At 67.6% G+C, this 20854-nt stretch carries 22 protein-coding genes; 6 read left to right on the forward strand and 16 right to left on the reverse strand.

Annotation, left to right across the window (positions count from 1 at the left end; genetic code table 11):
* Positions 1 to 190: 190 nt before the first annotated feature.
* A complete protein-coding gene (locus EV675_RS06075) occupies positions 191 to 1816 on the forward strand; it encodes a peptide chain release factor 3 (RefSeq protein ID WP_130356441.1) in 1626 nt (541 codons plus the stop codon).
* A 60-nt stretch (positions 1817 to 1876) separates the two neighbouring features.
* Positions 1877 to 2500, forward strand: coding sequence for a hypothetical protein (locus EV675_RS06080; RefSeq protein WP_130356442.1), 624 nt, complete (start codon positions 1877 to 1879; stop codon positions 2498 to 2500).
* A 49-nt stretch (positions 2501 to 2549) separates the two neighbouring features.
* Here EV675_RS06080 and bfr read toward each other — a convergent pair whose 3' ends face one another.
* The 5 genes from bfr to EV675_RS06105 all read right to left on the reverse strand — a co-directional run bounded on the left by bfr (position 2550) and on the right by EV675_RS06105 (position 6328).
* Positions 2550 to 3026, reverse strand: a complete 477-nt coding sequence (bfr, locus tag EV675_RS06085) for a bacterioferritin (RefSeq protein ID WP_130356443.1) — start codon at positions 3024 to 3026, stop codon at positions 2550 to 2552.
* A gap of 376 nt (positions 3027 to 3402) precedes the next feature.
* Positions 3403 to 3702: a (2Fe-2S)-binding protein gene (locus EV675_RS06090; protein ID WP_130356444.1), complete on the reverse strand. Its 300-nt coding sequence runs from the start codon at positions 3700 to 3702 to the stop codon at positions 3403 to 3405.
* 127 nt (positions 3703 to 3829) lie between these two features.
* On the reverse strand, positions 3830 to 4804 hold the full coding sequence (locus tag EV675_RS06095; protein WP_130356445.1) for a tripartite tricarboxylate transporter substrate binding protein: 975 nt from the start codon (positions 4802 to 4804) through the stop codon (positions 3830 to 3832).
* 52 nt (positions 4805 to 4856) lie between these two features.
* Positions 4857 to 5642 (reverse strand): cyclase family protein, encoded by a 786-nt coding sequence (locus EV675_RS06100; RefSeq protein ID WP_130356446.1) that lies wholly within the window; start codon positions 5640 to 5642, stop codon positions 4857 to 4859.
* A gap of 20 nt (positions 5643 to 5662) precedes the next feature.
* Entirely contained in the window at positions 5663 to 6328 is a 666-nt protein-coding gene (locus EV675_RS06105; RefSeq protein WP_165404457.1) for a TetR/AcrR family transcriptional regulator, read from the reverse strand.
* A gap of 197 nt (positions 6329 to 6525) precedes the next feature.
* On the opposite strand from EV675_RS06105, the gene EV675_RS06110 reads away from it, so the two are divergent.
* Both EV675_RS06110 and EV675_RS06115 read left to right on the forward strand, forming a co-directional pair.
* Positions 6526 to 7479, forward strand: coding sequence for an amidohydrolase family protein (locus EV675_RS06110; RefSeq protein ID WP_130356448.1), 954 nt, complete (start codon positions 6526 to 6528; stop codon positions 7477 to 7479).
* 83 nt (positions 7480 to 7562) lie between these two features.
* Positions 7563 to 8330: a DNA-binding transcriptional regulator gene (locus EV675_RS06115; RefSeq protein ID WP_130356449.1), complete on the forward strand. Its 768-nt coding sequence runs from the start codon at positions 7563 to 7565 to the stop codon at positions 8328 to 8330.
* Here the strand turns inward: EV675_RS06115 and EV675_RS06120 are convergent.
* The 7 genes from EV675_RS06120 to EV675_RS06150 form a co-directional block, all read right to left on the reverse strand.
* On the reverse strand, positions 8327 to 9187 hold the full coding sequence (locus tag EV675_RS06120; RefSeq protein ID WP_130356450.1) for a cupin domain-containing protein: 861 nt from the start codon (positions 9185 to 9187) through the stop codon (positions 8327 to 8329). The two genes, EV675_RS06115 and EV675_RS06120, sit on opposite strands and share 4 nt — an antisense overlap.
* 31 nt (positions 9188 to 9218) lie before the next feature.
* Positions 9219 to 9974, reverse strand: coding sequence for an HpcH/HpaI aldolase family protein (locus EV675_RS06125; protein WP_130356451.1), 756 nt, complete (start codon positions 9972 to 9974; stop codon positions 9219 to 9221).
* Positions 9975 to 10217: 243 nt separating this feature from the next.
* Complete coding sequence (locus EV675_RS06130) at positions 10218 to 10838, reverse strand: flavin reductase family protein (RefSeq protein ID WP_130356452.1); 621 nt, start codon at positions 10836 to 10838, stop codon at positions 10218 to 10220.
* A 144-nt stretch (positions 10839 to 10982) separates the two neighbouring features.
* The gene (locus EV675_RS06135; RefSeq protein WP_130356453.1) at positions 10983 to 11963 is read right to left on the reverse strand and encodes a Bug family tripartite tricarboxylate transporter substrate binding protein; all 981 of its coding nucleotides are present in this window, start codon (positions 11961 to 11963) and stop codon (positions 10983 to 10985) included.
* 39 nt (positions 11964 to 12002) lie between these two features.
* Positions 12003 to 12632 carry a fumarate hydratase C-terminal domain-containing protein gene (locus EV675_RS06140; protein WP_242621344.1) on the reverse strand — a complete coding sequence of 210 codons (630 nt, stop codon included), beginning with the start codon at positions 12630 to 12632 and terminating at the stop codon, positions 12003 to 12005.
* A 20-nt stretch (positions 12633 to 12652) separates the two neighbouring features.
* A complete protein-coding gene (locus tag EV675_RS06145; RefSeq protein ID WP_130356454.1) occupies positions 12653 to 13522 on the reverse strand; it encodes a fumarate hydratase in 870 nt (289 codons plus the stop codon).
* Positions 13523 to 13646: 124 nt separating this feature from the next.
* Positions 13647 to 14639 (reverse strand): 2-dehydropantoate 2-reductase, encoded by a 993-nt coding sequence (locus EV675_RS06150; protein WP_130356455.1) that lies wholly within the window; start codon positions 14637 to 14639, stop codon positions 13647 to 13649.
* 149 nt (positions 14640 to 14788) lie between these two features.
* Here EV675_RS06150 and EV675_RS06155 point away from each other — a divergent pair, with 149 nt between their 5' ends.
* Positions 14789 to 15637: an NUDIX hydrolase gene (locus tag EV675_RS06155; protein ID WP_130356456.1), complete on the forward strand. Its 849-nt coding sequence runs from the start codon at positions 14789 to 14791 to the stop codon at positions 15635 to 15637.
* Here EV675_RS06155 and EV675_RS06160 read toward each other — a convergent pair.
* Positions 15627 to 15863 (reverse strand): DUF3717 domain-containing protein, encoded by a 237-nt coding sequence (locus EV675_RS06160; RefSeq protein ID WP_130356457.1) that lies wholly within the window; start codon positions 15861 to 15863, stop codon positions 15627 to 15629. The two genes, EV675_RS06155 and EV675_RS06160, sit on opposite strands and share 11 nt — an antisense overlap.
* Positions 15864 to 16011: 148 nt before the next feature.
* Here EV675_RS06160 and EV675_RS06165 point away from each other — a divergent pair, with 148 nt between their 5' ends.
* Positions 16012 to 16755 (forward strand): outer membrane lipoprotein, encoded by a 744-nt coding sequence (locus EV675_RS06165; protein ID WP_242621345.1) that lies wholly within the window; start codon positions 16012 to 16014, stop codon positions 16753 to 16755.
* 44 nt (positions 16756 to 16799) lie between these two features.
* On the opposite strand, the gene EV675_RS06170 is transcribed toward EV675_RS06165, so the two are convergent.
* From EV675_RS06170 to EV675_RS06180, 3 genes are all read right to left on the reverse strand, one after another.
* The gene (locus EV675_RS06170; protein ID WP_130356458.1) at positions 16800 to 17369 is read right to left on the reverse strand and encodes an SET domain-containing protein; all 570 of its coding nucleotides are present in this window, start codon (positions 17367 to 17369) and stop codon (positions 16800 to 16802) included.
* Between the two features lie 11 nt (positions 17370 to 17380).
* A complete protein-coding gene (locus EV675_RS06175) occupies positions 17381 to 20032 on the reverse strand; it encodes a DNA topoisomerase III (RefSeq protein ID WP_130356459.1) in 2652 nt (883 codons plus the stop codon).
* Between the two features lie 307 nt (positions 20033 to 20339).
* Positions 20340 to 20798 carry a Smg family protein gene (locus EV675_RS06180; protein ID WP_130356460.1) on the reverse strand — a complete coding sequence of 153 codons (459 nt, stop codon included), beginning with the start codon at positions 20796 to 20798 and terminating at the stop codon, positions 20340 to 20342.
* Between the last annotated feature and the right edge of the window lie 56 nt (positions 20799 to 20854).

Genomic DNA, 20854 nt, shown 5'->3' on the forward strand with positions numbered 1-20854 from the left:
AGGGTAGTCCAATGTGAGACTTATTTCAACATATAGTCCCAAATAAGACAAACCGGCCACCGCCCGCCCGTGCAGGATCCGGCTGGCATCTGGCCCGTGCCGAGGCCCGGCTCAAGCCCCCGCTGGCGGGGTAGGAGCCCGGGCCGGCCGCACAAGCGCCGGTTCGCGTCTGCGGTTAAAATTCCCCGCGATGACCATAGCCACCGAAGTCGCCCGGCGACGCACCTTCGCCATTATTTCCCACCCCGACGCGGGGAAGACCACGCTGACCGAAAAGCTGCTGCTGTTCGCCGGTGCGATCCAGATCGCCGGTAGCGTGAAGGCGCGCAAGGCCTCTCGTCACGCTTCGTCCGACTGGATGGAGATCGAGAAGCAGCGGGGCATCTCGGTGGCGTCCTCGGTCATGCAGATCGAATACCGCGATACCGTCATCAACCTGCTCGACACCCCGGGGCACCAGGACTTCTCGGAAGACACCTATCGCGTGCTGACGGCGGTCGACGCGGCGCTGATGGTGATCGACGCGGCCAACGGCGTCGAGCCCCAAACCATTCGTCTGCTGCAGGTGTGCCGGGCGCGTAATACGCCCATCATCACCTTCGTCAACAAGATGGACCGCGAGGTGCGCGAGCCGCTGGAGCTGCTGTCCGAGATCGAATCCCACCTGGGCATGGACGCCGTGCCGTTCGCGTGGCCGGTCGGCATGGGCAAGTCCTTCGGCGGCGTGTTCGATATCCGCCGCGACCGGATGCGGGTCTTCAAGGCCGGCAGCGACAGGTTGAGCGAACAGCACGACGAAATCATCGACGGGCTGGACAATCCCGAGATCGCCCGCCGGTTCGGCTCGGCGTTCGAGCAGGCGCGCGGCGAGATCGACCTGATCGAAGGCGCGGCGCCGCCGTTCGACCAGGCCGAGTTCCTGGCCGGCAAGCAGACGCCCGTGTTCTTCGGCTCGGCCATCAACAACTTCGGCGTGCAGGAAGTGCTGGACGCCCTGGTCGAGCAGGCGCCCGCCCCCGGCCCGCGCCACGCGATGCAGCGCGAGGTCAAGCCCGAGGAACCGAAGTTCACCGGCGTGGTCTTCAAGGTGCAGGCCAACATGGACCCGGCCCATCGCGACCGCGTGGCTTTCGTGCGTGTCTGTTCGGGCCGCTTCGAGCGCGGCATGCGGCTGAAGGTCTGCCGCACCGGCAAGGAAACGCGGCCCAACAACGTCGTCTCGTTCCTGTCCCAGCGGCGCGAGCTGCTGGACGAGGCCTATGCCGGCGACGTCATCGGCATTCCCAACCACGGCGTGCTGCAACTGGGCGACGTGCTGACCGAAGGCGAGGCGCTGCAGTTCACCGGGCTGCCGTTCTTCGCGCCGGAGCTGTTCCAGGCGGTGGAAGTGGCCGATCCGCTGCGCACCAAGCAGTTGCGCACGGGCCTGACCCAGCTGGGCGAGGAAGGCGCCATCCAGGTGTTCCGCCCGGTGGCCGGCGGCCCGCTGCTGCTGGGCGCCGTCGGCCAGCTGCAGTTCGAGGTCGTGGCGCACCGGCTCAAGACCGAATACGGGGTGGCCGCGCGCATGCTGCCGTCGCGCTATTCCATGGCGCGCTGGATCACGGCAGAGAACCCCAAGGACCTGAAGAAGTTCATGGACGCCAACATGCAGCACATCGCCTACGATGTGGTCGAGGCGCCCGCGTTCCTGATCGGATCGTCGGCGCAGCTGCGGGTGGCGCAGGAGCTTTATCCCAACGTGCAGTTCCATGCCCTGCGCGAGCACGGAGGACAGGTGTTCCAGACCCGGGTGGGCGATTCGGCTTTCGCCTGACGATCCTGCCCAGGCATGGGGGCCGGCGCGGCCGCCGGTCCACAGTGAAGAGGTGTACACATGCGTAACCGCATTTTGATGGGCCTGGCCTTCGTGGCGATGGTCGTGGTGGTGGGGGTGTTGTTCGGGCTCTGGCTGTCCTGGAACGCTCCCGTGGATCGCGCGGCCGAGGCCCCCGTGCCCGTCGCACAGGGGCGGCCCGGCGAAGCGCCGGTGGCGGCCGTGGACCAGGAAACCTACCTGCCCGAACCCCCGCAGCCGCGGGTGGACGGCTCGCGCGGCGTACCGTCGCGCCTGGTGCAGCCCAGCGCGCCCATCCCGCTGGTGTCGGCGGCGGACCAACCCCAGCCCGATACCGTGCTGTCGACCATCGCCCCCGACATGCAGGCGGTAAATCCCGGCAGCCCCCTGCCCGCCCACCTGTCCGAGACCCCGGCGGCCCCGTCTCCGCGCATCATCGTGGAACCGCCTTCGCAGCAGGTCGCCACCGTGGTGGCCGGCGCCGACGCGTCGGCCGGCGGCCAGGAGCCGTGGATCCAGTCGCTGCGGGCCGAGCTGGCGCGCTGTGCCTCGCAGGGCGTCGTCGGCCGGGTCATCTGCAACGAGAAGGCCCGCTGGAAATACTGCAACACCGACAACCGCTGGGGCCGTGTCGCCGAGTGTCCGGCCACGGGCAACAACTAAAGAAAGCCCCGCGCGACGCGGGGCTTTCTTGTAAGGGCGGGGGCCGAGGTCAGCCCTGCTCTTCCATCTGCGATTGCAGGTAGTTCTGGATGCCGACCTGGTCCACCAGGCCGATCTGGGTTTCCAGGTGGTCGATGTGTTCCTCGGTGTCGTCCAGGATGTCCTGCAGCAGGTCGCGCGACACGTAGTCGCGCACGCTTTCACAGTGGGCGATGGCTTCCTTCAGCACGACCTGCGAGGACAGCTCCAGCTTCAGGTCGCATTCCAGGATTTCCGGGACGTTCTCGCCGATCAGCAGCTTGTGCAGGTCCTGCAGGTTGGGCAGGCCGTCCAGCATGAAGATGCGCTGGATCAGGCGATCGGCGTGCTTCATCTCCTCGATGGACTCGTCGTACTCGTGCTTGCCCATCTTGCCCAGGCCCCAGTGCTTGAGCATGCGCGCATGCAGGAAGTACTGGTTGATGGCGGTCAGCTCGTTGGTGAGCTGCTTGTTCAGGAACTGGATGACGGTCTTGTCGCCTTTCATGTTCTTTCCCCTGCAGAATTCATGGATTCCGCAAGGTTAGCATTGTTGATGCTAAGCAAGCAGGCCGTACGTCCGCCCGTAACAGCCTAGGAAAGTGACAATGATAATGATCCCCCCTACGCCCTTCGGACGCCCCCCAGGGGGCGATGCGGGTGGACCGGCGGAGCCGGATCCACCGCATCCTGGGTCTAGTACCCGTTTCTTGGATTGTGGCACCGTTGCTATCGCCGGCTGCCAGCGGTAGCAACGGTGTGGCGTACCAAGAAACAGGTACTAGACCCAGGGCGCCGCGGATCCGGCTTTGCCGGTCCGCCAGCGCCGCCCCCTTGAGGGGGCCCGCGTAAGCGGGTACGGGGTGGGACTACCTCGGGGGCCTCTACGCCGCCTTGGCGGAACCGGCAGCGACGACGTGGATGGGGAAGCGGCGCGTCGTGGCGCGGGGCGGGGGGAGTTCTGTGGCTTGCGTGTGGCCGTTGGCGGCCGAGATGGAGGCTTCGTAGGCGTGTTCGCAGGCGCTGGCGCCGGCCGGCAGGTACTGGCAGGCGGTGTCGGCGCAGGAGCCGCAGCAGGTCGCCACGCCCAGGTCGAATTGCAGGTCGGCCAGGGTGGTGGAGCCGGATTCCACACTGCTGCGGATCTGGCGTTCGGTGATGGCGTTGCAGACACAAACGTACATGGCGGGACTCGGTTGCGGCGTGTTGGGCGCCACAGTGGACGTCGTAATGAGATTAATTATTGATAATATTCTCAAAACTTGCAAGCCGCCCGCGTGGATCTTGCGCCACGCGGGTTTCCCGGCCCCGTCATTCCACCCGGATGTCCTGTTTTCTGATGATTTCGCCCCACTTTTTGGTCTCGTTCCGCAGGAACGCGCCGAATTGCTCGGGCGATCCGCTGCCGGGCTGGATGGCCTGGGCGTCGAAGAAGGTCCGCATCTCCGGAGTCTGCAGGGCGCGGTAAACCTCGGTGTTCAGGCGCGAGACGGTGGCGGCGGGAGTGCCGGCCGGCGCCAGCAGCCCTATCCACGACCTGGCCTCGAAATCGGGGTAGAACTGGCTGATGGACGGCACGTCGGGCAGAGCGGGGATCCGTTCCCGCGTGGTGACCGCCAGGGCTTGCATCTTGCCGGCCTTGATGTGGGCCAGCACCGAGCTGGCGCTGACGAACATGACCTGGACCCGGCCGCCCAGCACGTCGGTGATGGCGGGCGCGCCGCCCTTGTAGGGCACGTGGTTCATTTCCACGCCGGCGGTGGCCTTGAACAGTTCCGCGGTCAGCTGGTTGGAGCTGCCGGCGCCGGTGGAGGCGTAGTTCAGCGCGTCGGGCCGGGCCTTGGCCAGCGCGACCAGCTCGGGCACCGTTCGCGCGGGCACCGAGGGATGGACGACCAGGATGAGCGGCGAGGTGCCGATCAGCGCGACCGGCGCCAGGTCCTTGTCGGAGTCGAAGCTGAGCTTGTACAGCAGCGGATTGACGGCATGCGTGTCGAAGGCGGCCAGCAGGGTGTAGCCGTCGGGGGCGGCCTTGGCGACGTGGGCAGCGCCGATGGAGCCGCCGGCTCCGGCCTTGTTTTCGACGATGAAGGTCTGGCCCAGCGCCGCCGACAGGCGCGCGCCCAGGTTGCGCGTGACGTTGTCGACGATGCCGCCCGGCGGGAACGGCACGACGATGTGGACGGGGCGCTCGGGGTACGAGGCGGGCGCCTGCGCGGCGGCGGGCAGCGTGCAGGCGGCCAGTGCAAGGGCGGCGCCCAGGCGGACGCGGGGCAGGAATGGCATGGGGAGTCTCCGGGATCGTTGTCGTGGACGGGGCGCCGCGGCGCCCCGCGGGTCAGTCGAGAATGGCGACGGTGCGGCACCAGCCGGCCGATCCGTGCTTGATCTTGATGGGGAAGCAACTGATGGTGAAACCATGGGACGGCAACTGGTCCAGGTTGGTCAGCTTCTCCATCTGGAAGTAGCCGATGTCGCGCCCCGCCTTGTGGCCTTCCCAGATGATGGCGGGATCGCGGTCGCGCGCGTAGCGCTCGACCACGAACTTGAAGGCGGGATCCCAGCTGTAGGAGTCGGTGCCGACCACGCGTACGCCCTGCTCCAGCAGCCAGAGCGTGGCGGCGCGGCCGAAGCCGCAGGCGCTTTCCCAGTAGTCCTCCTGGCCGTAGCGGGCGCCGGCGCGGGTGTTGGCCACGACGATGTCCAGGGGCTGGAGGGTATGGCCGATGCGCTTCAACTCGGCCTGGATGTCGGCGGGCGTGACCACGTAGCCGGCTTCCATGTGGCGGAAGTCGAGCTTGACGCCGGGCTTCAGGCACCAGTCCAGCGGCACTTCGTCGATGCCGGGCGCGGGCCGGCCGCCTTCCTGCAGCGCATGGTCGGTCGTGGGATGGTAGTGCCACGGCGCGTCCATGTGGGTGCCGGCGTGGGTCGACAGCGAGACCCGCTCCACGGCCCAGGCCTTGCCTTCGGGCAGATCGTCGGGCCCGATGCCGGGAAACAGCTTGGAAAACAGTTCCCAGGACTGGTCGTGGTCGACGTAGCTGATCTGGGGGCGGTGGTGCGCCGGCGAAGTGGGTTTGTCCTCGAGGGCGACCGACAGGTCGATGATGCGGCGGGTCATGTCGTGTATCCGAAGGGAAGTCAGAGCGGCGCGCCGGCCGGGGCGGCTGCCCGCATGCCGGCGGCGATGAAGGCGACGAGCTGGGCGATGATGCGTTCCGGGTCGTCGGTGTCGCACAGCCCGCCGGAGATGCGATGCAGGCGGTGGTAGTTCTCGTCGGCGTCGCTGACGATGTACATCATGGCGCCGATGGCGAAGGCGTAGCGCCAATAGGCTTCCTCGCGGCCCAGCGCGGGCTGGGCGCTCATCAGGGCGTCGACGAAGTCGGCCGCCAGCGTGTCGTACTGCTCGAAGATGGCGGCGTTGGTGCTGGCGCGCGGCACGGCGCGGACCTGGATCAGCAGGCGGATCAGCAGCCGCCATTCGCCGGTGGCATCGAAGCTCAGGCGTACGGGCGGCGCGATCAGCGCCTCCACCACTTCCTCCATCGTGGGCTCGCGCTGCGCCGGCACCCGGGCCAGGGCCTCGCGCCGCATGCGGTTGATGGGTTCGGACACCACGCGCAGCACTTCCCGCACCAGGGCGTCCTTGGAGCCGAAGTGGTAGTGGATGGCGGCGATGTTCACCTGGGCGGCGGACGTGATCTCGCGCAGCGAGGCGGCCTCGAACCCGCGCGTGGCGAAGATGCGCAGGGCGGCCAGCACGATGCGGGAGCGGGTGGAGGTGTCGTCGTCGAGCAGGTTCACGATGGATTCCGGGTGGGGTCGAGCGTAGTATCGGCCATTCAAACAGAAATTTGAATCGTGTTTTTGAAATTTTTGTTTGAATCGAAGAAAAATCCCAACACTAGGCAAGTTTTCGGCCACCGAAAAGTTCAAGAATATCGGGTGCGGACCGCCCTGCCTGGCGATAAAGTCCCACCTGTAAACACGTAGAGTTGGATATGACCCAAGACACGCAAGCCTCGTCGGCCGCCCGCCCGCTACTGTTCGATTCGCACGCCCACCTGGTGGCGGATGACCAGGTGCGCTATCCGCGCAATCCCATGAAGCGCGCCGCCGACGCGCCCCCGCGCGCCCCGGGCGTGATCGGCAAGCCGGGCGGCAAGCATGGTCCGAATCCGATCAACGAAGTGCCCGACGTGGCGCGCATGCTGGTCTGGATGAAGGAAGAGAACGTCGACGGCGCGGTGGCCGTGCAAAAGCGCATGATCTACCGCTACGACAACAGCTACATCCTGGATTCGTCCGACGCCCATCCCGAGATCTTCTCGGCGGTGGTCATCCTGGACGCCGAGGATGCCGGCACGCCGGGCCTGGTGCGCAGCTACATCGAGAAGAACGGCCTGGCCGGCGTGCGCCTGTTCGGCGGCCGCCAGCCCGACGGCAGCATGCCGTGGCTGAACTCGCCGCAGGCGCTCAAGACCTGGGACGTGGCCGAGGAATTCGGCCTGGTCATCGACCTGGAAGTGCTGGCCGTGGGCGGCGGCGGTCCGTCGGTGCCGACCATCATCGAGCTGGCCCGCCGTTATCCGAACGTGCGCATCGTGCTGGACCACCTGCTGGAGCCCGAGGCCACCGAGGAACACTTCGGCCTGGACGAGCGCTTCGAGAAGCTGGCGCACGAGCAGAACATCTTCTTCAAGTTCACCTCGATCAACCTCGACGAGTACCGCGAGGCCGACGTGCCGGCCGAGCAGGTGCTGCGTCGCGCGGTCGACCTGTTCGGCGCCGACCGCATCATGTGGGGCTCGGACATCGGCACCTCGTCGGGTACCTACAAGGAAATGGTCCAGCGCATGCTGGATGCCTCGGTCCTGCTGAACGACGAGGAAAAGCGCGCGGTCTGGCACGATACCGGCAAGCGCATATTCGTGAAGGGCGGCGCCCGCCGCTGATTGTCCCCAGGACCGCCGTACGCAAGCGCGCATCCGGCAATGCGATAATCGCCCGCCGGCGTCTTTTCCGTACGGAGGTCCGCGTGCCTTCTTTTCCGCCCGTCCAAGCCGTTGTCCGCACCATCGAGCTGCTGCAGGCCCTGAACCGCCAGCCGGTCTCGACCCTGGACGTCCTGCACAAACAGACGGGCATCCCCAAGCCATCGCTGATACGCCTGCTGGAGTCGCTCGCTTCCAAGGGGCTGGTGCGCCATGCGCCGCAGTACGGGGCGTATTACCTGACGTCGCTGGTCAACACGCTGTCGTCGGGCTATCACAGCGAACCGCGCATCGTCGAAGCGGCTCGGCCGCGCCTGGACGCGTTGACCGAGGCCATCAAGTGGCCGCTGGCCATCGCGGTGTTCGACACCGACGCGATGGTGGTGCGCTACAGCACCATTCCCCATTCGCCGCTGTCGCTGCTGCACTCCACCATCAACATGCGCCTGAGCCTGGTCAGCCGCGCCATCGGGCGCGCCTACCTGGCCTTCTGCGAAGAGGATGAGCGCGAGACCATCCTCGCGCTGCTGCGGCAATCGAAGAACCCCGAGGACCAGCCGGCGCAGGACCGGGACGCGGTCCGGCAGATGATTGCGGTCACGCGCGCGCAGGGCTACGCGCTGCGCGACCCCGCCGTGCGGCCGGTGTCCGGCACGCTGGCGGTGCCGGTGTTCGACGGCAAGCACGTGGTGGCCTCGTTCGGCATGACGTGGTTCGCCTCCACGCTGACCAACGAACAAGTCGTCGAACGCTACCTGGGCCCGCTGCAGGAGGTCTCCCGGGGCATCTCCGAGGACCTCGCCAGGCTTTAGGCCGCGGCGGCGGCCGGCGCGGGCATGGGGTACTCGTCCGCGTTGCAGACCAGGCCCGGCTTGCTGGAGAAGTCCATGCGCGGCGGGCCGAAGATGTCGATCAGCCAGCAGTCGCCCTGGCTGACGTTGCGGCTGGTGTGCAGCACCTTCGCGGGGATGACCGTGACGGACGGGCTGCCGATCTCGACGTGTTCGTCTTCCTTCCACATGTCCATGTCCGGCGTCCACGGCCAGCGCAGGTGGTGCGCATAGGTGCCCTGGATCGCCAGCGAGGCCTGTTCGAAGTCGGCGTGGGTGTGCGGGCTGAGCTTGTGCACGTCGCGCGGCACCAGGCGCTTGGCCAGGAAATTGACCATCAGGTTGGTGCTGCGGAAGATGCGCATGTTGCTGTCGGGCCGCACGTGCTCGGCCAGCACGTAATGGCGCAGCTTGAAACCGGCCGGCGGATCGGGCCAGGGCACCAGCGGCGCGACTTCGGGCGCGCCGTCGGCGTAGACGGCCTGGTTGACCGAGGCTTGCGCCAGGTCGGCGGCGCGGTTGGAGAACACGCGCACGATGGTGCCGGCGGCCGTGGCCTCGACCCGGCTCGCGCCCGGGGGAACGATGGTCACGGTCTCGGGGCCGGCGTCGATCTGCTCGGCGCCCGCCTGGATGCGCGCGCCGCCGCTGTGCACGAAGAGGAAGTATTCGTCGGGATTGGCATCGCGCGCCAGCACGGCGCCCGCCTCGACCTGCGAGACGGCGACGACGAAATTGGCGCCCCGGGTCAGCCAGGTGCGCGCGCCGGCTTCCTGTTGCTGCGGGGCGGTGTCGTAGTGCGACGCATAGGTCGCGGACCGCGGTTGTTGGACAGTCATGGACTTCACCTTTGCATGAGAGGGGACCGCGTCAGCCGTGCGACCGGTCGCCGGCCACGGCAACCGATTGCGCGCCCTGGCGCAGCAGGGATTGGTCGGACCCGATCACGAACCAGGTCACGCCTTGCGCGGCGAACTCGTCGCGCTCGGCGGCATTGGCCACGAACATGGCGGCGATCTTGCCGGCGGCCAGGGCCGCGCGGACGATGCGGGCGGTGGCTTCCAGCACCGCCGGGCTGCGCGAGCCTTCCTCGCCCATGGACAGGGCCAGGTCGGCACGGCCCACGAACAGCCCGCCCACGCCGGGAACGGCGGCGATGCTCTCCACGTTCGCCAGGCCCTCGACGCTTTCGATCTGGCACATCACCAGCGTCTGGTCACCCGCTTCCTGGGCCTGCTTGTAGGTCATGGTCCCGTAGCCGGCCGCCCGCGGCGAGCTGGAAAAGCCCCGCACGCCGCCCTTGTAGCGGGCGCGCGAGACGATCAGTTCCGCCTGCTCGGCGCTGTCGACGTGCGGCACCACGATGCCCGCGGCGCCCAGGTCCAGCGTCGACAGGATGGTCGAGGCCTCGTAGTCGGCCACCCGCACGAAAAGCGGCAGCCGCGCCGCCCGTCCCGCCAGCATCATCAAGTCCAGCGCCGCCCGGTCGAACGGCGCATGCTCGGCATCCAGCACCCCGAAATCCAGCGCCGTCGTGCCCAGTATCTCCACCACGTGCGGCGACACCGTCTTGATGAACGTCCCGGCCTGCACCGACCGGCTGAAATCCCCAGATGAACCCGTCATCAGTATTCCTTAAAAAAAGTCCCACCCCCTACGCCCTTCGGGCGCCCCCTCAAGGGGGCGGCGCTGGCGGACCGGCAAAGCCGGATCCGCGGCGCCCAGGATCAACGCAAAAAAGTGGTGCTTCGCACCAAGACATCCTTACCCAGACCCAGGATGCGGTGGATCCGGCTTCGCCGGTCCACTCGCATCGCCCCCTTGAGGGGGCGCCCGAAGGGCGTAGGGGGTGGGCTTCCCATGGGGGGATCAGATCGGCGGCGCCTGCAGCATCGGCCGATGGAAGATCTCGCCCAGCCCCGCGTAGTACGGCCCGCCCAGCCGGGCGATGGGCCGCATCGCCACGGCATCGATGTGCCGGCCGTTGAAAATGGCCTCGGACAGGTGGAAGGCCACCACTTCGCCGATATACAGCGTGTTCAGGCCCCGGCCCAGCGGCAGGACGTGCTCGAGCCGGCATTCCATCTGGATCGGGGTGGCGGGAATGCGCGGCGGCCGCACCACCGTGCTGGGCGCCAGTTCGATGCCCAGCGCCTGGGGCTCGCCGATCTCGGGCGGGTAGTCCGCGCCCGAGGCATGCATCAGCTCCAGCGTGGCTTCCGTGGCCACGTTCACCACGAACTCGCGCGTCTCGACGATGTTGCGCGCGGTGTCCTTGAGCTCGCCCTTGCGCGAGCCGATGTTCACCGCCAGCATCGGCGGGCTGTGCGCCACATAGTTGTACGAACTGAACGGCGCGGCATTGACCCGCCCCGACTCGTCCTGCGTGGTGATCCACGCCACCGGCCGAGGCGCCACGCAGCCCACGATCAGCCGATAGGCCTCCTCGGTGCTCATGCCCTCGGTCTTCAACGTAACGAAACCGCTCATTCAAAACTCCATGGGGAGGAACCCCCCCGAAAACCCGTGCCCGAATCCAAGAGGAACCTACAAGACCCAGGGCACAGCGGATCCGGCTTTGCCGGTCCGCCAGTGCCGCCCCCCTGTGGGGGGCGCGCGAAGCGCGTAGGGGGGTCAATCCAACCTTATATTGGCCTGTTCGATGATCCGCTTCCACTTCGCGCTTTCGATCTTCATCAGCGAATCCAGTTGCTCGGGCGAACCGCCGCCCACGACCGCGCCGAACTGCTCGAGCTTGGCCCGGCCCTCGGGCGAGTTCAGCACGAGGTTGATCTCGCGGTTGAGCTTGTCGACGATGGGACGGGGCATGCCGGCGGGGCCGGCTACGGCGAACCAGACCGAGGCTTCGACGTCGAAGCCCTGCTCGACCGCGGTGGGCACCTCGGGCGTGCCGGGGAAGCGCTTCTTCGACGTCACCGCCAGGCCGTTCATCTTGCCGCTCTGGATCTGCGGGATGAAAGCCGTGATGGGCGCGACGATGGCCTGGATGGAGCCGCCCAGCAGGTCGGTCATGGCCGGCGTGTCGCCCTTGTACGGGACGCCCAGGAAGTCGGTCTTGGTATTGTGGCGCAGCAATTCATAGGCCAGGTGGCCGATGGTGCCGTTGCCCGGGTTGCCGATGGAATACTTGCCCGGCGCGGCCTTGGCCAGCGCGATGAATTCCTTGAGGTTCTTGGCCGGAGTCTTGTCGGTGGACACGATCACCAGCGGGATCTCGCCCACCAGCACGATGGGGGTCAGGTCCTTGGCCGGATCGTACGGCATGGACTTGTACAGGTACTTGTTGTTGGCCAGCGGGCCCGAGGTCGTCAGCGTGAGCGTGTAGCCGTCCGGGGACGCCTTGGCGACCTGGTCGGTGCCGATGTTGCCGGCCGCGCCCGGACGGTTGTCAACGACGAACTGCTGGCCGAGTTTCTGGCCCAGCCGTTCGGCGATCAGGCGCGCGACCACGTCGGTGCTGCCGCCGGCCGGGAACGGCACGACCAGCCGCACGGGCCGGGTAGGCCACGACGCGGCGTCGTCCTTGGCGTGGGCGGTGGTGGCGCCCAGGGCCAGGATGGCGGTGGCGCAGGCAAGAAGGCTATGGTTTTTCATGGGGTCTCCGATCTTTAGTCGTGAAGAAGGTTGCCGCACTCAGTGCGTGGAATCCGCGCGGTGCCGGTCGAGTTCTTCGAGAATGCCAGGCAGCCGCTGCTGCACGTTCTCGCGCAGCTGTCGGTAGAGGCTGTTGCCGTGGGCGTCGATGCCCACCGTGGCGGGGCCCAGGTCCTTGACGCGCAAGGTCACCAGGCGGAATTGCGAGATGTAGTCCTCCCAGTGCACGGACACCACTTCCTGGATCGCGCGCGCCAGCAGCGTGCAGCCGCCGCCCAGGAAGGACAGGTAGATGCAGCCCGTCTCGCGCATGGCCTGCACGCTTTCCTCGCCCAGGCCGCCCTTGCCGCCCACGATGCGCAGGCCGTAGGCCCGGATCAGCGGCGGCATGAGCGCGTCGTAGCGCGTGCTGGTGGTGGGGTTCATGTACAGCGCCTCGTAGCCCGAGGGCGTGTCGCTTTCGCGGTTGTACGAGCTCAGGTGCAGGAAGGCGCCCCCGTGCACGTCCACCGGCAGCGGCTTGCCCTCGCGGGCGTAGTCGATCATGCGCTGGTGGGTGGGCAGGCCGATGGTGACGACGATGTCGCCGGTCAGGTAGACCAGGTCGCCGGCCTGGATGCGGGCGATGTCATCCGCGCTTGCCGGCAGGGTCAGGCGATGGGTATTCACGATGCTCGTCTCCGTTGCCGCTATTCCAGGCGCTCGACCGTGCCGTCCTGGTAGATGCGGGCACAGGTGCGCCGGTTGATCCAGCAGTTGAAGGCCACGGCCACGGGCATGAAGCCGTGGCTGGCCGAGTAGTCGATGTGCACCGCCATGGCGGTGGTGTCGCCGCCCGTGCCCATGGGGCCGAAGCCGGTGTCGTTGATGGCCTTGAGCAGCCGTTCTTCCATGGCCGCCAGCACGGGCTCGGGGTTGGTCTGGCCGAAGGGGCGCAAGACGCATTCCTTGGCCATCTTGGCCGCGTAGTCGAAGGTGCCGCCTATGCCCACGCCCACGACGATGGGCGGACAGGGCTGCGATCCGGCCTTGAGCACGGTGTCGAGCACGTATTTCTCGATGGTCTCCAGCGACGGGTAGACGAAGGTCTCGATGGCTTCCCACCGGCCCGTGCCCATGGCCTTGGGCGCACAGACGATTTCCATGTAGTCCGCGCCGTCGATCATGTCGAAGGTGACCAGGGGCATGTTCTTGCCCTCGTAGCTGCGCTGCAGGGTCAGCGGATTGGTCACCATCTTCAGGATGGGCGGGTCGGCGCGCGCGACCAGGTCGGCGAAGCCGTCGACGATGGCCTGGCGGACGTTGCCGTCGAAGCTCACGCCCGTGCCCACGCGGATCATGTAGGTGGGCACGCCCACGTCCGAACAGACCAGGTGGCTTTCGGCCTCGGCCGCCTCGGCGCTTTCGAGCATGATGCGCAGCGTCTGCTTGCCCAGCTGGACCGTTTCGCGCTGCTGCGCCTGGGCGAGCACCCGCCGGGTGTCGTCCGGGACTTTCTTCAGGGACCACTCGTACAGGGACGAGGTGACCGACCTGATGGTTTCGCTGGAAATGGACATCGCATGCCGCCGTGCGCCGGCTCTCCGTACTTGTGCCAGGATGGCAGGATGCGGCGGAGGCGGCTGCGGGACAAGCGATGTTTTGGTATTTTTCGCCTACAGAAAAGTTGGCGAATGTACCCGCTCAGCCCGGATACAGCCCCAGGCTCCGGGCGCGCATGCGGGCCAGGGCGTAGACGGTGTCCAGGGTGGGCGTCGGGAATCCCGCCGCCGAGGCGGTCTCGACCAGCGCGCCCAGGATGCTGTCGATCTCTACCGGCCGTCCGGCCTCGACGTCCTGCAGCATCGAGGTCTTGATGTGGCCCAAGCCGCGCGTGAAAGCGATCCGGGCGCGCGACTCGACCTGCGCCGGCAACCCGAGACGGGAGCCCAGGGCCAGCGCCTCGTCCATCATGGCTACGAACATGCCATGCAGGCGCGCATCGTCGATCATGTCGTCGGTATAGGCGCCGGTCAGCAGGCTGGCCGGGTTGAAGCAGGCATTGCCCAGCAGCTTGGTCCAGATGTCGGCGCGCACGTTTTCGCTGGCCGGCGCATCGAAGCCCGCCTGCGTGAACAGCGCGGCCACGGCGCGGGCGCGCTCGCTCGAGCCGCCCTTCGGCTCGCCCAGCACGATGCGGTTGCCCGAGGCGTGCAGCGTCAGGCCGGGCTCGGGCGTGGAGGCCGAGGCGAAGACCACGGCGCCTAGCACCTGGTCCACGGGCAGGCTGGCCTCGATGCCGGCGTCCGGATCGACGCTGCGCAGCCGGGTGCCGCCCAGCGGCAGGCCGGCGTCCAGGAAGAACCACCAGGGAATGCCGTTCAGGGCCGGAATCACGACCGTATCGGCGCCGATCAGCGGGCGGATGGCCCGTGCGACCGACGGCAGGGCCGGCGCCTTGACGGTGATGACGACGATGTCCTGCGGACCCAGCGCCTGGGCGTCGTCGCCGGCCCGGACGGGCGAGGCGACGAGCGTGCCCGCGGAGTCGAGCCGCTGGCCGTGCCGGCGCAGGGCCTCCAGCGTGCGGCCGCGTGCCAGCAGGGAAACATCGTTGCCGGCCTGGGCCAGGCGTCCGGCGACGAGGCCGCCTATCGCGCCGGCGCCGACGATGCAGATACGGGGGTGATCGGTCATGGTCTTCCTCTTCCTTGGGGTGCGGTGCGAGCGCGGGCATCTTACCCGAGGCAACCCGGTTCACTTCCGCTTACCAGGCCCCGCCGGGCGCCCCATCCGGACTTCCGGCACAATGGGAGCTTGCTGTTTAGGATATTCACGATATCTGGATGAACGTATTCGATTCCCTATCGGCTCGTGCTCAGGTCGACCCGCCTTCCGATTCTCCGCGGCTGCGCATTGCCGGCCATGATTGCGGCTGGATGGCGCACGATGTGCCGCACTGGCTGGCTGCCTTTCCCGACGAAATACGGATGGAACCCGGCGTGGTGCACCTGCTGCCCGAGCTGGCGGGCGCGCCGGCCTCGGCCGGGCGGACCCAGGCCGTCAGCGAATTGCTGGCCCGCGTCGCCGCCGCCCTTTCCGAGGCGGGCCGGCTCAACGGCTGGCGCAACGAACTGCTGGACGTGGTGGCCGAGGACGGTACGGTCCTGGGCGTGATCGAGCGGGCGGCGGTGCGGCCGCTGGGCATCGCCACCCACGCCGTCCACCTGAATGCCTGGACCGACAGCGGGCAGTTGTGGATCGCCCAGCGGTCGTTCACCAAGACCACCGATCCGGGCATGTGGGACACCCTGGTGGGCGGCCTGGTCAGCGCCGCGGAAACGCCCGAATCGGCCCTGCTTCGCGAAAGCTGGGAAGAAGCCGGCCTGCTGCCCCACCACTTGAAGGACGGCCGGCGCAGCGGCCAGTTCACCGTGCGCCGGGTCCTGCCCGAAGGCTATCAGGTCGAGCACGTGACCGTGGTCGACACCGTGCTGGGGCCCGAGGTCGTGCCCGAGAACCAGGACGGCGAAGTGGCCGCCTTGCGCACGGTATCGCCGGAAGAAGTGCTGGAGATGGTGGCCGATGGCCTGTTCACGCTGGAGGCCGCGCTGTCCATGAAGGCCAGCCTGGGCGCGTTCGCGCCGGTATCCCTGGTCGTTCCCCCGGCCGAAGCTCCCCGCGTCAGCCTTTGACCTGGGCGACCGCCTGGCGCGCCTGCCGCCAGGCCGAGAGGGCCGACCGCGCCGCCTCGGGCATGGCGGCCTCGTCCAGCGCCGGCAGGTGATGCATGATCATGGCGGCATACGGCCCCGCCAGCGCCGCGGCTTCCTTGCACAACACGCACGCTTCGCTCGTCGAAGGCTTGCGCGTGCGCCAGAAATTGATCGCGTCCTCGAGTTCGGTCAGGGTGATGTCCATGCGACCCATTCTGGCAGACTTTGCCACCCCGGGGCGGAAACATTCGGTCAATTCCGATACAGAAAGCGCGAGATCCCGAGGCCTCGGGAAACAACTCGGAAGGCGACTTGGAGGTAACTTACGTGAACCTTACGAGCGGAGTGACGCCATGTTTTCCGGTACTTCTTCCGGTCCCCGATCCCCTGTCGATGCCGCGTTCGCGCGCGCGCACCGCTCCATGCGGGGCGCCGTCGCGCTGCACCCGCTGGTGGCCGCGGCGGCCATCAGCGTCATCGTCCTGGCCGCGGTCGGCGTGGGCGTCCTGACCGGACTGCTGCCCTCGCCGCTGGCCAAATCGGCCCCGACGCAGGAAGTGGCCGAAGCGCCCGCCTCGGCCGGCGGCCGCGATTTCGGCAAGGCCGCGGCCCATGCCCAGGCTCCCGCCAGGCAGGCCGCGGTCGAACGCGCCGCGCCGGTACGTTCCGCCAGCCGGCCCGCGCCGGTCTACCGCGAACCCGCCCGGCCGGTCGCGGCCACTTGCGGCAACTGCGGTACGGTCGAAAGCGTGCGCGCCTTGCAGGTCCAGGGTCAGGGTACGGGCCTGGGCGCGGTGGGCGGCGGTGTCGTGGGCGGCGTGGTCGGCAACCAGTTCGGTGGCGGCAGCGGCCGTACCGCGTTGACGGTGCTGGGCGCGCTGGGCGGCGCCTACGCCGGCAACGAGGTCGAGAAGCGCGTGCGCAGCTCGACGCAGTACGAGATGACCGTCAGGATGGACGACGGCAGCGTGCGCACCTTCCACAGCGCCTCGGCTTATCCGTGGCGCAGCGGCGACCCGGTGCGCGTCGTCAACGGCTCGGTGGTGTCCCGTAACGGCGGCGACTCCCAGGCCATGCGGGTCGGCGACTACAACTGAACGGCCGGACCGGGCGGCGCGGCCGTCCGGTCCCCGGCCCGCTTCTAGGCTTTCTTTTTCTTCTTGTTCTTGCGCCGCTTGAGCGCCAGCATCGTGCCCCGGCACGTCTCGGCGCCGCACAGGCACTGATAGTTCTTCTTCAACGTCGGCGTGATGCGCTCGTCGATGACCAGGCCGTAGTCATAGTTGAGTTCGTCGCCGCGGTCGATGGGATGCTGCGAGACGATGAAGACGCGGCCATCGTCCGTTTCCTCGGCCTCGCAGTTGGGCTCGCAGGCGTGGTTGATCCAGCGCGCGTCGTTGCCCTGGCTGCCGCCGTCGATCACCTTGCCGCTTTCCAGCGCGAAGAAGAAGGTGTGGTACGGATCCTCGGGATTGACCGGATGGCGGCGGTCGGCCTCGGCCGCGCTGATGCGTTCGCCCGCGTACTCGACGACGCGGGTGCCGGCCGGGATCTTGCGGGCCGCGAACACACCGGTCCCGTGCACCCGCGAGCGGCGCACGATATACCAGGGCTTGCCGCCGGGGCCGGGATCGACGTCCACGCGATCCTCGGCGGGCTGTTCGGCAACAGGAGACTTGCGCGCCCGTGAGGGCGTTTTCTTCTTGGTCATTGGGCTGTGGCTCAGCTGGAGGTCTTCGCTGCCGCCTTCCTGGCGGCTTTCTTCGCGGGGGCTTTCTTGGCGGCGGTCTTGCGTGCCGGCGTCTTCTTGGCCGCCGCCTTCTTGGCGGGGGCCTTCTTCGCCGGTGCCGTGGCGGCTTCATCCTGGCCGGAGGTCTTCCTGGCCGCCGTTTTCCGCGCCGCCGGCGCGTCTTCGCCCGCCTTGCCGCCCTTGGCGGGGCGGGGTTCGAACTCGAAGCCTATCTTGCCATCGGGCTGCCGCACCAGGAAGGCCTTGAACTTGCGATTGGTGCGGCTGGAGACGAAGTTCTGCAGCAGGTCGGTGCGCCCTTCGGCCAGCAGCTTGCCCATCTGCTCGGCCGTGATCTCCTGCTGGAGGATGACCTTGCCGGAACGGAAGTCGCACGAACGCTGCGGTCCGACCGACTTTTCGCACACGAAGCTCATGCCGTGCTCGAACACGTTCGAGCCGCATTTCGGGCACGGACCCACCGGCGTCTGGCCGGAGAAGTCCACCGCCTCGGAGGATTCCTCGTCGGCCTGGCCGAAGTCGAACTCCAGCTTGTATTCGTCGGTGATGCGCAGGATGGCCGAGAAAGGCCGGCCCATCTTGCTGATGAAACCGTTCAGCGGGCCGATCTCGCGCTTGGCCAGCAGTTCCTCGACTTCCTGCTGTTCGAAGGTGCGTCCGCCGGGGTGCTTGCTGATCGAGAAATCGCAGGCGGTGCAGGCGTAGCGCCGGTAGTTCTCCTTGACCACGGCGCCGCACTTCGGGCAGGGCGTGGTCAGGGTGGCGTAGTCGCCCGGCACGGTGTCGCGGTCGTATTCCTTAGCGCGCTTGACGATGACCTGGGTCATCTGCGCGATCTCGCGCATGAAGGCCTCGCGCGCCAACTGCCCGCGCTCGATCTGCGACAGCTTGTGCTCCCACTCGCCGGTCAGCTCGGGCGAGGTCAGCTCGTCCACGTCCAGGCCCGACAGCAGCGTCATCAACTGCCGCGCCTTGGCGGTGGGCACCAGGTCGCGGCCTTCGCGGCGCAGGTAGACCTCGTTGATCAGCCCTTCGATGATGCCCGCGCGCGTGGCCGGCGTACCCAGGCCGCGCGCCGACATGGCCTCGCGCAGCTCTTCGTCGTCGACCAGCTTGCCCGCGCCTTCCATGGCCGACAGCAGTGTCGCTTCCGTATAGCGGGCGGGCGGTTTGGTGACCAGGCCCACGGCCTCGATTTCCTCGGTGCGCACCTGTTCGCCGGAGGCGACCGGTACCAGGTTGGCGTCCTCGCCCTGTGCATCGCGGCCGTAGACGGCCATCCAGCCCGGGTTGACCAGGACCTTGCCCTCGGTCTTGAACTTGTGGCCGGCGACCTCGGTGATCCGGGTCGTGACCAGGAACTCGGCCGCAGGGAAGAACACCGCCAGGAAACGCTTGACCACGAGGTCGTACAGCTTGGCCTCGGCCTCGCTCAGCTCGCGCGGCGCCTGCAGCGTCGGGATGATGGCGAAGTGGTCCGACACCTTCTTGTTGTCGAACACGCGGCGGTTGGGCTTGACCCAGCCGCTGTCCAGGATCTTCAAAGCGAACGGCGCGTAGCCGGGCCGGTTGGCGGCCAGCGTCTGCATGGTCTGGCGCACCGTGCCCAGGTAGTCCTCGGGCAGGTAGCGCGAGTCGGTACGGGGGTAGGTCAGCGCCTTGTGGCGTTCGTACAGGGTCTGGGCCAGCGCCAGCGTGGTCTTGGCCGAGAAGCCGAAGCGCGAGTTGGCCTCGCGCTGCAGCGTGGTCAGGTCGTACAGCAGCCCGGACAACTGGGTGGAGGGCTTGGATTCCTCGGTGACCGAACCGGTGCGCTCGCGGCAGGCCGCCACCACCGATTCGGCGGCCGCCTTGCTCCACAGGCGCGATTCGCGCTTCTCGGGGTCCTGCGGGTCCTTGACGTGCTTGGGATCGAACCAGCGGCCCTCGTACAGGCCGGCGGCGGCGACGAACTGCGCGCGCACCTCCCAGTAGTCGCGCGGCACGAACTGGCGGATGCGCTCCTCGCGCTCGGACACGATGGCGAGCGTGGGCGTCTGCACCCGGCCCACCGTGGTCTTGAAGAAGCCGCCGTCCTTGCTGTTGAAGGCCGTCATGGCCCGGGTGCCGTTGATGCCCACCAGCCAGTCGGCCTCGGCGCGCGAGCGCGCCGCGGCTTCCAGCGGCTGCAGCGCGGAGTCCGAGCGCAGGTCGGCGAAGGCGTCGCGGATGGCCTGCTGGGTCATCGATTGCAGCCACAGGCGCTGGATGGGCTTGTTGGTCTTCGCGTACTGGGCGATATAGCGGAAGATCAGCTCGCCCTCGCGTCCCGCGTCGCAGGCATTGATCAGCGCGTCCACATCCTTGCGCTTGATCAGCCGCACCAGCAGGCGCAGGCGCTCTTCCGATCGCTTGTCGGCCGGCCCCAGCTCGAACTCGGGCGGAATCACCGGCAGATGGGTGAAGCTCCACTTGCCCTTGACCGGATCGTTGGGCGCCACGAGAGTGAGCAGGTGCCCGACGCTGGACGAAAGCACGTAGTCGTCGCTTTCGAAATAATCGCCTTCGCGCTTGAATCCGCCCAGCGCGCGGGAAATGTCCAGCGCGACCGAAGGTTTCTCGGCGATGATCAGAGTTTTGCCCATTGACTTCCAGTTGACGGAGCCGACGCGAACAAATAGTGCGTCAAAGCGCCGGATGATACGGGGGGATTTTTAAGCAATGCAAGTCGGGCCTGTGAGAAAGGCTCCCCCCTACGCCCTTCGGGCGCCCCGAATGGTGAGCCCCCAGCCGCTACGCGGCAGCCCCCCAAGGGGGCCGGGACCCGCCTTGGGGCGGCCCGGCGCCGGGTCCCGTGGGGGCGATGCGGGTGGACCGGCGGAGCCGGATCCACCGCATCCGGAGTCTAGTGGAAGTGTCTTGGTTTGTCGCGCCAGAGCTACGTGGCTGCTCTTAATGCAGTTGTCGGGCGCTGCCGTCTTCCAGCAGTTCTTCCAGGATCAGGTTGTCGATCTCGGTTTCCTGGCTCCACAGCACCATCAGGACGATGATCTTGAGCTTGTCCAGGGGCACGGGCGCTTCGCCCAGCGCGAAGGCGCGGTCGATGACGATTTCGCGCAGGGGGGACGACAGGACGCCGGCCGACTCCAGGAAGGCGATGAAGCCGATCGCTTCCGAACCGAGCTGACGATACTCGGCCTCGGCATAGATACGACAGCCGCTACTGGGAACAAGGGCGAGATCGACACAACGATGAGTGGATTCGGCAAGCCCGGACAACCAGCTCAGGGCATCGTCGATTTCATCGTCTTCGAAGCCGGCGGCGGCAAGTTTGCGCGCCAGCGTTTCCGGGTCCGGGCACGCTTCCGGCGTGTAGTAGTTCTCGAAGAGGTAGACGAGAATTTCGAACATAAGTCAGCGTGTAAGGCTGGATCCACTGTACGCTGAATTGCATCCCTAGGCAAATG

Origin of the sequence: Pigmentiphaga kullae (assembly GCF_004216695.1) — a bacterium.
GTDB classification, from domain to species: Bacteria; Pseudomonadota; Gammaproteobacteria; order Burkholderiales; family Burkholderiaceae_B; genus Pigmentiphaga; species Pigmentiphaga kullae.